Here is a 14,691-nt window from a genome sequence, read left to right on the forward strand (position 1 = left end):
GCCAACGAAGGTTACCTGCTCACCGCCACCGAACGGCGCTCGGTGATGGAGTTGGCGCGGCTGGTGGGCTACAAGCTGCATCCCGGCGTGTCGGCCAGCGTCTACCTGGCCTTTACCCTGGAAAAAGATCTCAAGAACGACGACCTGCGCATCGAGATCCCCGCGGGTACGCGGGCCCAAAGCGTCCCCGGCCCCGGCGAGCTTCCCCAGGCCTTCGAAACCAAGGAAGCCATTCCCGCCCGCACCTCCTGGAACGCCGTCAAACCACGCATGAAGCATCCCCAACTGCTGAGCCCTCGGCCCTTCTCGGGCACCCGCAAGACCTACCTGCGGGGCATCGACACCAACCTCAAGGTGAACGACCGCTTTCTGCTGGTGTGCGGCGGGCGTACCGGGATCTCGCGCGTGCTGAAGGTCGAAGCCAACCCAAACGCGGCCGTCAAGCCCGAAGACCAGTACACCGTGGTTGATTACCAGTCCGTGCCCAGCCTTGTGCCCGATGACGACGATCAGCCGGGCGGCGGAGTCGTCTCGTCAGGGTCTCTTCGGGAGGAGATCGATTTTGTCCCCGAGGCGCCTTTGGCGCGGTTGGGCGGACTGGTTCAGGAATTGAGGAAAAAGCCCTCTTTGCCGCCCGCCAACCGCCTGCGCCTGCAGCGTCCGGCCGGCCAGATCTTCAACGCCGCCGTCGACTTGGGGCCGAGATTCCTTCTCCAGTTCAATCCCTTGCTCAGGGGCAAGCTCTACACGGGTTATGCCTCCGCGCCTGTTGCTCCGCCCTCCGAGTGTGAATTCCAGGCCCTGCGCGTCAGCGCCGCTCCCTTCGGGCACAATGCCCCTCTTCGTCTGATCTACGACGACGGAATCCCTATTCGCAACGCCGAATGGCCGCTGCATCCCCTAATCTTCGACGTTTCGGACGCTACCGTCCCGCCTCAGCCGGTTCCGGAGGATTCTCGCCACTTTTTGGCGCTCGACGCAGAGTATCCGGCCATCAAGTCCGGAAGCCTCATCGTCATTGACCGGCAAGAACCCGGCAGCCTGCCGGAAACTTTCGAGGTGATCGAGGCGAGAACGGAGAGCAAGGCGGCCTATGGCATCAGCGGCAAAGTGACCCAGTTGACTCTCGATCGAGACTGGTTGACTTCTGAGGATACCTCGCTCGAGTTGCTGCGGCGTACGAGGGTCTACGCCCAGAGCGAATTGCTGGAACTGGCCGAGCAGCCGATCCTGGATGACGTCGCTGGCGACACCATCCCCTTGGACGGACTCTACGACAGCCTTGAGGCGGGACGCTGGCTGGTGGTGTCGGGAGAGCGAACCGGCTTGGCGGGCGCCGAAGGCCAGCCCGTTGAAGGCGTGCGCGCCAGCGAACTGGTCATGCTGGCGGCCGTGACTCATGACGTGCGGCGCGTGGAAACGGAGGCAGGCGTTGAGGTCGAGCTGCCCGGCGACACTTTGCATACCACGCTCACACTGGCTAAGCCCCTGGAATACACCTACAAGCGCGAAACGGTCGAGGTCAACGCTAATGTGGCCGAGGCCACCCACGGGGAAACCCGCCAGGAAGTCCTGGGAAGCGGCGACGGCAGCAAGGCTCTACAGCAGTTCACCCTCAAGCAGTCCCCACTCACTTACCTGGCGGCTCCTACGCCCCGGGGCGTCCAGAGCACCTTGGAAGTCCGCGTCAACGAGGTCGAGTGGCATGAGAAAGGCAACCTCGTCGAACTGGAACCCAATGACCGCGGATTCATCACCCAAACCGACAACGATGGCAAGACCTCGGTCATTTTCGGCGACGGGCGTCGGGGCGCGCGCCTGCCCACGGGGGCCGAGAACGTCAAGGCCGTCTACCGCAGCGGAATCGGCAAGCCCGGCAACCTGGAGGCCGAGCGCATCAGTCAACTGGCCAGCAAGCCGCTGGGCGTCAAGGAAGTGATCAATCCCATTGCGTCCTCAGGCGGCGCCGACCCTGAAAGCCGCGACCAGGCCCGGCGCAACGCTCCCTTAGGGGTGACTTCGCTGGACCGCGTCGTTTCGCTGAGCGATTACGCCGACTTCGCACGCACCTTCGCCGGCATCGCCAAAGCCTCTGCCGCCCGACTTTCCGACGGACGCAGGCAAGTCGTCCACCTGACCATCGCCGGCAGCGACGACATCGCCATCGAGCCTCACTCCGACCTCTACCGCAACCTTCGCTTGGCCTTGCGCCGATTGGGAGATCCCTATCAGGCCCTCCAGGTCGAGGTGCGCGAGTTGAAGCTGCTGGTCGTCAGCGCCCGCGTCCAGGTCATGTCCGACTATCGATGGGAGTCGGTAGAGCCCAAGCTGCGCAAGGCCCTGCTCGAGGCTTTCAGCTTCGAACGTCGCGACTTGGGCCAGGACGCCCTGCTCAGCGAGGTCTTCAGCACTGCCCAAGCCGTTGAAGGCGTGGCCTACATGGACATCGACCTCTTTGACAGCATCTCCGAAAGGGAAGCCGAAGACCCGGCCGACCTGGCCTTCAAGCTCCAGGTTCTGGGCGGCGACGTGCCCGCGGCGCCGAGCGGCGAGCCATTCAGGCGCGGCCCCTTCCTGGGGAGCGCTGGTTTGCAATCCGGCAGGGGAAAAATAGAAATCCTGGAGCAGCCCAGGAACCGAATTGTCGCCGAGATGGCCCGCATCAACCCTCGGGCCTCGGATCCGGAAGAGAGGATTCTTCCGGCACAACTGGCTTATCTGAGCCCTGATTTGTCCGACACCCTGATACTCACCGAGGTGACTTCATGAACCCATCCAGCGACCGGCTCTTCGATCTGCTTCCGGCCGTCCACCGCCAGCGCGATGCGGAAAAGGGATTTCCGCTGAGGGCGCTGCTGCGGGTGATCGCCGAGCAGGTTGAAGTGGTGGAAGACGACATCGGCCGACTCTACGAGAACTGGTTCATCGAAACCTGCCAGGACTGGGCGGTGCCTTATATCGGCGACCTTCTGGCCCATCGCATCGTCCATGAAGCCGGACAGCCGGGAGAGGTGACGACGCCGCAGGGACTGCGGCGCAACAAGATCCTCATTCCCCGGCGCGAAGTGGCCCGCACCATCCACAATCGGCGCCGCAAGGGGACGCTGGCCCTGCTGGAAACGCTGGCCCGCGACGTGGCCGGATGGCCGGCCCGGGCAGTCGAATTCTACAGGTTGCTGGCCTGGACCCAAGCCCTCAACCATCAGCGGCTGCAACGCGGACGCTACCCCGACCTGCGCGATGGCCAAGCCCTGGGCTGGGTTGGAGGTCCCTTCGATGAGATCGCCCACAGCGTCGACGTGCGCCGCATCGACGCGGCCTTCCAGCGCACCCGGGGACGCCACAACATCCCCAGCCTAGGCCTCTTCGTGTGGCGCCTGAAGGAATATTCCGTGACCCGCACGCCCGCCTACTGTCAGGAAGAGATGGGGCCTCACTGCTACACCTTCAGCGTGCTGGGAAACGATGCTCCGCTTTACACCAAACCTCGTCGCGAAACCTCGCCTACCGACATCGCCGGGCCTCTCGATCTCCCCATCCCCATCAGTCGCCGCGCTTTGGAAAGAGAGCCCGCAGCCTATTACGGTCCCTCCAAGAGCTTCGCCATCTGGACCGACGGGTGGGACGGACACCAGGGGCAACGGCTTGTCGAGTCCGGCGAGATGATGGTCGCCGACCTGAGCCGATGGCAATACCGTCCTCCCAGGGGACGGGTTGCCGTCGATCCCGTGCTGGGACGGATCGCCTTCCATCCCCGCCAACTGCCCAAGAACGGGGTGCGGGTTTCCTACCACTACGGCTTCAGCAAAGACATGGGAGGAGGCGAGTACCTGAGGGTTCTTTCCCAACCCAACGCGGCCACCCTCTACCGGGTCGGTTCCGGGGAGCCTTTCAAGAAGATCAACGACGCGCTGCAGCAGTGGCAGAAGGACGCCCCCCAGCACGCCGTCATCGAAATCGCCGACAGCGGCGTCTACGTGGAGCCCATCAACATCACCTTTGAACAGCCCCGCCAGAGTCTGCAGGTGCGCGCCGCCAACCGCCGCCGTCCCGTCCTGCGACTGCTCAACTGGATGACCGAAAGTCCGGATGCGCTCTTCGTCTCAAGCCGCGACGGAGGACGGCTGACGCTGGACGGACTGCTCATTGCCGGCCGCGGAGTACAGGCCGAGGGGCGGCTCGACCAGATCCGCATCCGTCACTGCACCCTGGTGCCGGGCTGGTCGCTGCAGCCGGACTGCAGCCCGCGCCGCCCGGCCGAACCGAGCCTGGAGCTGATCGACACCCAAGCCAGGGTGTGCATCGAAGAAAGCATCCTCGGTTCGATACAGGTCAGTCAGGACGAGGTGGGCACCGATCCCCTCTACATCCACATCAGCGACAGCATCCTCGACGCCACCGGCTTCGAACTGGAAGCGCTGGGCGCGCCTACCTGGCCGCTGGCTCATGCCCGGCTGAGCGTGCTGCGCAGCACCGTCTTGGGGCAGATTCAGACTCACTCCATCGATGTGGCCGAGGACAGCATTTTCATGGGCCTCATCAAAGTGGCTCGCAGCCAGCGGGGCTGCATGCGCTTCTGCTACGTGACGCCGGGTTCGCGCACGCCCCGCCGTTACCACTGCCAGCCTGACTTGGTGGAGGAGGCGGCCAGGAAGGCGGTCAACGAACTGGGACTGAGCGGAGCGGCGCGGGATCAGGCGCTCGCGGCCGCCCTCCGCCGCGAGGCCCAGCGCGTCCGGCCCCGCTTTTCAAGCGTCCGGTACGGCGCCCCCGGCTACGGACGGCTGGCCGATTCCTGCGCCCAGGAAATCAGACGCGGCGCCCAGGATGAATCGGAAATGGGCGCCTTGCACGATTTATTCGAGCCCCAGCGGGACGCCAACCTGCGCGTTCGACTTGACGAATACACACCTGCCGGCAGCAACGCCGGCGTCATTTACGCCAGTTGAGAGGTAAAAGATGAAAGGCGATTTTTCAAGGGTCACATTCGACAGCCGCAAGAACTACTCGCGGGTACTCAGCCAGCAAGGCCGCGTCCAGCTCGATGCCGACAGCAACGAACAGGTAGCGATCTTCTGGCACTATCTGCGCACGCTGGCCGCCGACCTGATCGGTCCTCATGCAGGACCGCAGTGGAACGTCGGCTTTGAAATCCTTCTCGGAGAAAACAGCTTCACCATCGGAGAAGGCCGCTACTACGTCGACGGCATCCTCTGCGAGTCATGGGCCAAGGAGGTTGCCGATGGCAAAAAGGTACTTTTCCAGTACGGAGATCAGCCCGACTATCCGCTCGACAAGGACGAAGCGCTGCCCGAGGGCAGCTACTGGGTCTATCTCGAGGTTTGGGAGCGGCACATCACTTACCTGCACGACGACAACATTCGCGAAGTGGCCCTCAACGGCCCCGACACGGCCACCCGCGCTCAAGTGGTGTGGCAGGTCAAGACCGTCAAATCGGGTCATCAGACTCTTGCCGAACTCCCTGGCCAAGAAGACGACGAAGGCAACGCGCCGAAGGACCGCGAGAAACTGCTCAGGGCCTGGCGAGATCAATCGACGTCCCTGCTGCCTGGAAGCAACGGCCAAATGAAGGCCCGCGCCAAGATCGAGAAGGAGCCGACCGATCCCTGCATCATCGATCCCCAGGCCCGCTACAGGGGCCCCGAGAATCAGCTTTACCGGGTCGAAATCCACAAGGGCAACGTGACTGGAAGCGGGCAGAGCGGGAATGAGAATGCTGACGACGATGAAGTCACCTTCAAATGGTCGAGAGACAACGGCTCGGTCGTTTTCCCCATCGTTTCCATGAAGATCGGCGACGACGGCCAGGCCACCGTCGCCGTCGAACACCTGGGACGCGATGACCGGCTCACCCTCAAGGAAGGCGACTGGGTGGAGATCGTCGTCGATCACTACGTCCTGCACGGAGAAGCCGGCCCTCTGGTACAAGTCGATTCCATCGATCGTGACCAATTCACCGTGACCCTGAGCCTGCCCGAGGGCGCCGATATGGAGATCCTCGACAGTGGCGCTCATCGGCTGCTTCGTCGCTGGGACCAGACGGCATCCCAGTCCCTGGACTTGCTAGAGGGTGCGGTTCCCCTCAACGAGAAAATGACCGACTATATCGAATTGGAGGACGGCGTCCAGGTTTCCTTCCATCCCCAGGCCCGCTACAGAACGGGAGACTACTGGCTGATCCCGGCGCGCACCGCCACCGGCGACGTGGAATGGCCCCGCCAGGGAGACAAGCCTCTTTGGCTGCCGCCTCGAGGCGTGGAGCATCACTATGCACCCCTGGCCTGGGTCGGGGCGGGGGACGAGGATGCCGTCCATGACCTGCGCTGCGCCTTCCAGGCCGAGTGCCTTATTCCTGCAAAAGGACTGACGGCAGTTCTTGCCGGATCGGATCGGATCGTGTCTCCCGGTCGGTCATCGACGCTGGACGCGAGGATAGCGGACCTGCAGAGAATCGACAACATCGGTAAAAGGCGAGCGGAAGACCTGGTCAAGGCCGGAATTACCGAGGTGGCCATGGTGGCGGCCATGGACGTCCCCCGCCTGGTCGAAGTCATCGGTGTTTCCGAGGAACTGGCCGAGGAAATCATCGCCGACGCCAAAAGACGCGTTGCCTCAAACGGGTGAGCTTGGCGGGTCCGCCTCGCTCACCCGCTCCTGCCCCTCTTCTTTTCCTGACAAGCCGTACACCGGCTCAGTCCGTCCAAAGCCGGTCCCGCTTTCTCCCCACCCTGATCGCTTGCGCCAGGCAAGCCCGCCTCTTCGGATCCCTTTCTCCGGCATCACCCGTTCCACGGGTCGTCGACTGGCCGCAGTGACCCGTCTGGGCTAGGATGTCGCCATGAATACTCTGCGATCGGCTGTTTTCGGATTGGCTCTGGGACTCCTGGCCGGCCCCTGCCTGGCCCAGTCGGCCGGACGCCAGGTGGTGGCTCCCCAGGGAGCCGACTTGAGCAGGCCCTACAGTCCAGCCATCCGTTATGGCGACTTCGTCTATCTGTCGGGAAGCGTGGGCAATGAGCCGGGCGGGCCGCTCAAGGAAGGGTTCGAGGCTCAGGCCCACCAGGTGTTCGAGAACCTGGGAGCCGCGCTGAAGGCTGCCGGGCTCGACTTCAGCCGGGTGGTGCAGTTGGAGGCCTTCTTGGCCGACGCCCGCCATTTCCAGGACTTCAATGAGGTCTACCTCGAGTACTTCAGCGACGCCAAGCCGGTGCGGGCCACGGTGGCGGCTGATCTGCCGCTGACGGGCGCGCTGCTGGAGGTCTCGGTGATCGCCGCCCGCGACGGCCTGCCTCTGGAGCGGCTGGTACCGGAAGGATGGACGCCTTCCTCCCGCTATTCCTGGGGGATCAAAGCGGCGGACACGCTTTTCATCGCCGGCATGGTGCCCCGCGACGTCCCCGCCGGACGGCTCATTGAAGGCGACATCGCCGAGCAGACCCGGCAGGCGCTGGGCAACGTGGGACGAGTCCTCGAGGCGGGGGGGATGGATTACTCGGACGTCGTCACCTGCAAGGTCTACCTGGTGGACGCCCGCCATTTCTCCGCCATGAACGCCGCCTATCGGGAGTTTTTCCCCCCAGCCCACCCTCCGGCCCGGGCCACGGTCAGGGCGCCGCTGATGTCTGCCGCCGCCGGCATCGAGATCCTGTGCACGGCAGTCCAGGACGACAGCCGCCGGGTGGTGATGGCCGAAGGGGCCTCGCCTCCCAGCAGCCCCTTTTCTCCCGCCATCCAGGCAGGCGGACGCCTCTTCCTGTCGGGCATGGTGGGGCGGGGGAGGGAAGGCTTTGGCGACTTCCCAGCCCAGACCCGTCAGACCCTGGAAAACCTGTCGGCCACTTTGCGGGCCGCCGGGCTCGATTTTTCCGATGTGCTGGAGGCCAACGTTTGGCTGGGCGATATCCGATACTACGACGCCCTCAACGAGATCTATTCCCAGATGTTGCCTCTGGCCCCGCCTGCCCGCACTACGGTGGGGATGCAGTTGATGGCTCCCCAGGCCCTGGTGGAGATCCGCATGGTCGCCGCAGCACAGACGCCGCCGCAATGAGGCGTTTGGCGGGGCTAATCCAATCGCCCGTTCTGCCGATATGAAGGGGTGGAGGCTGAGAGCCGCTTGTTGGCTCTCACCTGTCTCTCCTGCTCTGCGTGGCCGCGGCTGGAACGTTTCCGGCCGCGGCCCGAATCCCCAGCAGCCCCTTTCTTGCTATTGCTATTTCAATCTCGGGTTTCTTGTGGTACAAAGGGGGACGGCTGGCTCGGATAGGGTTCCGAATCAAGTTCCAACAGTTTGGCTTGGAAGGGCAGTTTGAGGTCATTTCGACGCCAATTGGCAAGTTCTCCACAGACATCGTTCGTCATCATCCTGACCTTGTCTGTCGCCATCGGCTTCAATGTCCTTGCTTTCAGCTTCATTGACGCCGTCCTGCTTCAGGCGCTCCCTTATGTCGATGCCGACCGTCTTTACCTGATCTGGAACCATGGGCCTCAAACGGGAGTCCCCAGAATACCCTTGTCGGGAAAGAACATTTCCCTTTATTCGGCAGAGCAGGATTGGCTGGAATCTTTCACGGCCTTCCGCCTTCGGCTCAGGGCCCGCCAGCGCGCGATGATTCTGGGAGGCGAGAGTCCCGAATGGGTGGACGCAGTCGCCGCCACGGCTGAGTTGACCCGCACGCTGGGGGTTGAGCCCATGCTGGGAAGGGGCTTTCAGGATGAGGACGACGAGCCGGGCGCGCCCAAGGTCGTGATTCTCAGCCACGGTTTTTGGGAGCGGCGCTTCGAGGGCGACCAGCAGATCGTCGGCAGCAAGATCACCCTCGACGGCGAACCCTACGAAGTGATAGGGGTCTTCGGGCCTGATTTTTACTTCCCGCCTCCTTATCAGGAGATGGGCGGCGAGATGGTCAATTCGCGCGCCCATGTCTACGTCACCCACCACGTTCCGCCGGAAGCCGCAAACCCCTTCTTCTACCGGGGACTGGTCCGCCTCAAGCCGGGGGTGGACAAAGCCCAGGCTGAAAGCGAGTTGGCTGCCGCTGCCCAGTTCTTTGCCACCGAAGTTTTTCCCGATCCCGCCCTCAAAGGATTGACCGTGCGGCTCGATCCTCTGGCGGAGGGCGCCGTGGCTCCGGTGAGGGGGCCCCTGTTGGGATTGCAGGCGGCGGCCCTGCTGGTCTTGCTTATCGCCTGCGTCAATGTCGCCAACCTGATGCTGTCGCGGGCGGTTGAAAGGGAAAGGGATTGGGCCCTTCGCACCGCCTTGGGAGCCGGACCTTTCCGCCTGTTGGCCCCTCTTTGGGGCGAGAGCCTCGTTTTCGCTCTCGGGGGCGCGGCTTTCGGCTTGATATTGGCCCGCTTGCTGCAAAACCTGACCTTTGCCCTGACCTCTTCCTATATCCCTCATATCGGCCAGGTGGCGGTCGGGTGGCGGGAAGTGGTCTTCGCCCTTCTGCTGGCCGCGCTGGCGGGTCTGATTTCCAGCCTGCTTCCGGCGTTCAGGCTGTTGCGCCTGCCCGTGCTGGAGTGCATCAAGGAGGGCAGCCGTTCTCGGAGACTTGGGCGCCCTGCAGGACTGCTCAGGCAAGGCATGATCGCCGGCCAGGTGGCTTTGGCGCTCGTGGTGCTGGTGGCGGCCGGGTTGCTGGTGCGCAGCATACGAGAGGTTCAAGCGACCGACCTGGGCTTCACGAATCGCGACATCCTGGTGGCCAGCATCAACCTTCCCGACGCACGCTATTCGACTCCCCAGCAGCAGCGCGCGGCTTTGAAAGAACTGGAAGAGGTCGCCCAAAGCCTGCCGGGAGTGGAAGAAGCCTCGGTTGTCAGTATCGCGCCTTTTTCAGGAGTCGACTTCGGGGGAGCCTTCGCGATTACGGAGCGGCCCGAGGCCGATCCGCAACCGGTGGCCTCCTTCCTTCACGTTACTCCCAGTTACTTCGAGACCCTCGGCATTCCACTCCTCAAGGGCAGGCTCTTCACACAGGCGGACCGCGAGGACTCCCAGCCAGTGGCCGTCATCGACAGTCATGTGGCCGACCTTTACTGGCCCGGCGAGAGCCCTCTAGGCAAGCATGTCACCTATCACACCGACGAAATCGCATTCGAAATCGTGGGCGTCGTCAAGCACGTCCGCCAAACCGCTCTGCGTCCCAATCATCCACGTGAAGGAGTGATCTACTTTCCCATCGCCCAGGAGCCTCAGCCGATCGCTAATCTGGTTGTCCACAGCCCGTCGCAGCAAGAAGTGCTGGCATCCTTGCTACGTTCCAGGATCAGCGATTTCGATCCCGAGATGCCTGTCCGCATCGAGTCCCTGCCGTCTATGATTCGCCAGGCGCACGCGGGCTTTTCCTCGCCCGCCAGGCTTATCGAAGGCCTGGCCCTCATGGCCGCCCTGTTGGCCTCGGTGGGCATCTACTCCTTGATCGCCGTGATGGTCAAGGCGCGAACCCGCGAAATCGGCATCCGCATGACCTTGGGCAGCGACAGGCGCCAGATCCTCCTGCTGCTGGCGCGCAAGTCCTTGCTGCAGGTGGGTGGAGGAATGGCCGTCGGATTGCTGCTGTCCTGGTTGCTGGGCCGATACTACCAGCAGGTCTGGTCGCAGGTCCTCTACCAGGTTTCTCCCCATGATCCGGTCACCTACGTGGTAGTCAGCCTTCTCTTCCTGGCGGTAGCGGTCTTGGCCTCCTGGGGCCCCTCGCGGCGGGCGGTGAGCATCGATCCTGTGCAGGCGCTGCGCGAGGAATGACCTCTCGAAGGCAGCGCTTTCCTTTGTCAGCCTTCAGTCACCATACGTTGTAAAACTCATTCGCCCTTGCACCTATAGGCCGTGCCATGGCCCGTTTTCGGATTCCAGGGTTCAGGGCGTGGGGCTGAGAGTGTGGATTTGCCTCTGCAACTCCGACCGATGGCGTCTTCAGATGTTGGCAAGCGGCGAATACCCTATTGGCATGGGCTTGAAAATCCAAGACATGCGCAAAGTCGGTGCTCGGATACGCCGTTTGCGTAAGCGCAAGGGATTGACTCAAGAGATGCTGGCGGAAGCGGCTCGCTACACTCCCGGTTACATCGGGAGCATTGAGAACGCCCGCAAGGTGCCCTCCATCGCCTTCCTCTTCGACGTGGCCGAAGCACTCGAAACGTCCCCGGCCGAACTCCTCATCGACGCCGGCGAAGGTCCTGACCGCGAAGCCCTCAAAGAACAGATCAAGCAACTGGTAGACGAACTCTAGGGCCACTAGGTGGCCAGCAAGTTCACACACGAATCAAGTTTCAGCGACCGCGCTGAAGGCCTAATTGCTCTCGGCGGTATGAGGCTGCTCGCTATTTCTAGTTGAGCTTGCGCACCTTGCCCATCCAGGTGGGCAGCAGAGCCAGGCCCAAGAGCAGCAAGAAGCCCCCCCAGAGCAGGCTTTGGCCGGGATTGGGGAGCAACAGCTTGCCCGCTCCCATCAGGCAGAGAAAAAGCGACAGTGCGCACAGCAGGGTGGTTGTCAGCCCGCTTCTCAGACGCCGTACCGGTTTCCGGGGGTCTTCCCCAAGCAGGGCCGCGGTTCGCGACCAGAACCCGGGTGGTTGGACGAGCTGATAGAAGGCTCTGAGGACTGAATCGGAGGTAGGCGGCAAAAGGTAGGCGGTGGCCACCACCGCCGCCGTGGAGAGGACGGCCATCGAGCCCAGGCGGATCCATTCCTGCTCGGTAACCACCAGCAGAATGGGAGCGAAGAGCAGCGAAACCAGGATGGCGGCCAGTTCCGAATAGAGATTGACCCGTTCCCAGAACCAGCGCAGCACAAGTACCGAGCCGATACCGGCGCCGAAAAGCAAGGAGACCTGCCAAGCCTGTTGGATGGACCCCAGGTTGGCCATGATGATCAGGGAGACGGCCAGGATGAGCAGGTTGGAGAGGCGCGCCGCCAGCACCAGCTCATGGCTCTGAGGCCTTCGGTTTCCCAGGTGGCGGCAGATGAAGCGGTCGTAAATGTCGTTGCTCCAGTAACTGGCGCCCCAGTTGAGGTGGGTGTCGATAGTGGAGGCCAGGGCGGCCAGCAATCCGGTCAGCATCAGTCCGCGGATGCCCATGGGCAGGTAGTCGTTGATGCCGGTGACGAAGAGGATCTCGCGCGAAGCGGCGAAGCCGTCGTCGCCGATCTGGGATGGTTCGAAGGGATAGAGCACCAGAAGCCCGACTCCGATGGCCAGCCAGATCAGGCTGCGGGCGAAGATCTGCAGCCAGGCGAAGATGACGCCTGCCTGGCGGGCGTCGCGGTCGCTGCGGCAGGCCATCGAGCGCTGGGCCAGATAGCCGGTGCCGTCGCTGTTCATCTGAAAGAACCACTGCAAACCGATCAGCACCAGGAAGGGCATGAGGGCCTGCTCCATTGCGGGGGCGAAGGAGAGCATGTGAGAGGCCTGCGCCCTTCCGTAGAGCTCCACCAGCCTCTCGGTCAGGCCCATCAGCCCGCCGGCCTGGGAAACCACGACCCAGGCGTAGACCAGCGTCCCCAGCATGGCCAGGGCGAACTGCATGACGTCGGTGGCGATGACGCTGCGCAGTCCGCCGGTGGTGGAGTAGAGGGCGGTGAAGGCCAGGATGACGAGGATGCTGAAGAGGTTGTTGGTGGTGGCGATCTCGGGCGCCAGCCCCCCGACGCTGGACCCGAGGTTGATTCCCAGTCCCTGGGTGATGCTGACCAGCAGGCTGTAGAACCCCTCGGGAAGCCACTGGTGCCAGGGCAAGAAGACCTCGGCGATGCGTACGGCCGCTACCAGCACCATGGCCATCACCACACAGTTGATGACGGTGCCGTAGTAGACGGCCTTGAGCACCCTCAGCGGCAGCACTCCGCGTCCCGAGTAGCGCACTTCGGTCAACTCGGCGTCGGTCAGCACTCCCGCCCGCCGCCAGGCCACCGAGAGGACGAAGGCCATCATCAGGAAGGCCAGGCCGTAGATCCAGAGTCGCCACAACTCGAAGATGCCTCCGGTGGCGATGAGTCCGGTGACCAGCAGGGGGGTGTCGGCGGCGAACTGGGTGGCCGCCATGCTGGTTCCCGCCTGCCATCCGGGGATGGTGCGTCCGGCCAGGAAGTATTCGTTGAGATTCCTCCCGGCCTGGGCGCGGGAGCGGAAACCCGAGGATATGGCGTAAGCCACGAAAGCCAGTACGATCAGTAAGTCGAGCATGAGTCCGTGCTTCAACTCCGCCGTCCAGGCGCGGCTTGCGGCGGAGCTTGAGTGAGCGCATCACCTGGGCGGCGGCTCCAGAGAGGGGTCGAGTCGCTGAGCTTTCTGGAAGGCCTCCCGTGCTGCCTCCGCCTGGCCGTTTCGTGAGAGCGCGATTCCCAACTGATGGTAAGCGGGGGCGTAATCCGGTGCAAGTTCGATGGCCGCCTCAAGCTGCGCGATGGCCTCTTGCAGACGTCCTTCCTGAAGGCGCTGCGCGGCCACTTTGGTCTTGAGGTCGGCGGCCTGGCGGTCGGCCTTCCGGCGGTTGAGGCGCAGCGAGTGCTGAATGGCCTCCTGGGCTCCCTGCAGGTCGCCTTTCTCGCGCAGCGCCGTGCCCAACGAACTATAGGCTTCGGCGTATTCGGGATTGTGCCGGAGTGCGCTGCCGAACTCCTCGATGGCGGCATCCAGCCGGCCTTGTTGCCTCAGCACCGTGCCCAGGATGTAGTGGGCCTCGGCGTAGGAAGGACGGACGCCGGTGGCCATGCGCAACGGCCCCTCGGCCTGCGCCAGCTCTCCCTGCTGCCACAGGGTGACGCCCAGCGTGAACTGGGCTTCAGCCAGGGTCGGCTTGAGCCCGACGGCCCGGCGCAGCGACTCGAGAGCCGCCTCAAAGTCGTCCTGCATCTTCCTGGCCAGTCCCAGGTTGTAGTGGGCCTCGGCATAGCCGGGGTCGAGTTGGACAGCCCTCTTGAAGGCCTCAGCCGCGCTTTCCAGGTCGCCGGCCTGAAGCCTGGCCAGTCCCAGGTTGAGGTGAGCGATGGGGTTTTCGGGCTGGGCTTGCAGCACCTGGCGCAGGACTTCCTCCGCCGCTTCTCCCTGGCCCAATTGGATCAAGGCCAGCCCCAGGTCGGAGCGGGCGGCATGGAGGTCGGGTTGCAGTTCCACAGCGCGGCGCAGGCGTTTGACCGCCTCCCTGATGCGTCCCGCACTTTGCAAGGTCGAGCCCAGGTCAGCCTGCAGGGGGGCCGAGTCGGGACGCAGTTCGACAGCCGCTTCAAGGTGTTCCAGCGCCGCAAGAAAGTCGCCGCGGGACCTCAAGGCGCCCGCCAGCCGCTGGCGCACCTCGACGTCCCGGGGCATCAATTTGACGGCTTCCTGCAGTTGTTCTTGGCCCGCCTGGGGCCGTCCCGCCAGGTACAAAGCGGCGCCCAGATGGTAGCGGGCGGGCCCGTACCGAGGATCGAGCTGGACGGCCCGTTGCAGCGTCTCGATGGACTGCAGGATCAATCCGGACTGGGCCTGGACGAATCCCAAATGATCATAGACCCGGGCGTCCTCGGGGGCGGCCTGAGCGGCCTGTTCAAAACACTGCAGGGCTTGAGGCAGGCGGTTCAGACGCTGGTGTGCCAATCCCAGGAGCATCCACCCTTCCGACTCTTCGGGACGCTCTTGGAGCCAGGGCGTCAGAGTTTCGATTGTCTTTTGGTGATCACC

At 63.7% G+C, this 14,691-nt stretch carries 8 protein-coding genes; 6 read left to right on the plus strand and 2 right to left on the minus strand.

Annotated elements, in window-relative coordinates; genetic code table 11:
• The 6 genes from VLU25_12455 to VLU25_12480 all read left to right on the plus strand — a co-directional run.
• The coding region (locus tag VLU25_12455) for a putative baseplate assembly protein (GenBank protein ID HSR68741.1) at positions 1 to 2,769 on the plus strand (2,769 nt) is incomplete at its 5' end.
• Positions 2,766 to 4,949, plus strand: coding sequence for a hypothetical protein (locus tag VLU25_12460; GenBank protein ID HSR68742.1), 2,184 nt, complete (start codon positions 2,766 to 2,768; stop codon positions 4,947 to 4,949). The genes VLU25_12455 and VLU25_12460, both read left to right, overlap by 4 nt.
• 10 nt (positions 4,950 to 4,959) lie before the next feature.
• Positions 4,960 to 6,645, plus strand: coding sequence for a DUF6519 domain-containing protein (locus VLU25_12465; protein ID HSR68743.1), 1,686 nt, complete (start codon positions 4,960 to 4,962; stop codon positions 6,643 to 6,645).
• Between the two features lie 214 nt (positions 6,646 to 6,859).
• Positions 6,860 to 8,071, plus strand: a complete 1,212-nt coding sequence (locus tag VLU25_12470; protein ID HSR68744.1) for a RidA family protein — start codon at positions 6,860 to 6,862, stop codon at positions 8,069 to 8,071.
• Positions 8,072 to 8,329: 258 nt separating this feature from the next.
• A complete protein-coding gene (locus VLU25_12475; GenBank protein ID HSR68745.1) occupies positions 8,330 to 10,774 on the plus strand; it encodes an ADOP family duplicated permease in 2,445 nt (814 codons plus the stop codon).
• Between the two features lie 223 nt (positions 10,775 to 10,997).
• Complete coding sequence (locus tag VLU25_12480) at positions 10,998 to 11,258, plus strand: helix-turn-helix transcriptional regulator (protein ID HSR68746.1); 261 nt, start codon at positions 10,998 to 11,000, stop codon at positions 11,256 to 11,258.
• 97 nt (positions 11,259 to 11,355) lie between these two features.
• Here the strand turns inward: VLU25_12480 and VLU25_12485 are convergent, their stop codons facing one another.
• A complete protein-coding gene (locus VLU25_12485; protein ID HSR68747.1) occupies positions 11,356 to 13,212 on the minus strand; it encodes a sodium:solute symporter family protein in 1,857 nt (618 codons plus the stop codon).
• 60 nt (positions 13,213 to 13,272) lie between these two features.
• Positions 13,273 to 14,691, minus strand: a 1,419-nt coding sequence (locus VLU25_12490; protein ID HSR68748.1) for a tetratricopeptide repeat protein, incomplete at its 5' end; no start/stop codon positions are given.

Source organism: Acidobacteriota bacterium (genome assembly GCA_035471785.1).
Lineage (GTDB): Bacteria > Acidobacteriota > UBA6911 > RPQK01 > DATIPO01 > JANQFM01.

Coding starts and splice junctions, on each gene's coding strand:
- VLU25_12460 (HSR68742.1), top strand. CDS start 2,766: ATGAACCCATCCAGCGACCGGCTCTTCGATCTGCTTCCGGCCGTCCAC.
- VLU25_12465 (HSR68743.1), top strand. CDS start 4,960: ATGAAAGGCGATTTTTCAAGGGTCACATTCGACAGCCGCAAGAACTAC.
- VLU25_12470 (HSR68744.1), top strand. CDS start 6,860: ATGAATACTCTGCGATCGGCTGTTTTCGGATTGGCTCTGGGACTCCTG.
- VLU25_12480 (HSR68746.1), top strand. CDS start 10,998: ATGCGCAAAGTCGGTGCTCGGATACGCCGTTTGCGTAAGCGCAAGGGA.
- VLU25_12485 (HSR68747.1), bottom strand. CDS start 13,212: ATGCTCGACTTACTGATCGTACTGGCTTTCGTGGCTTACGCCATATCC.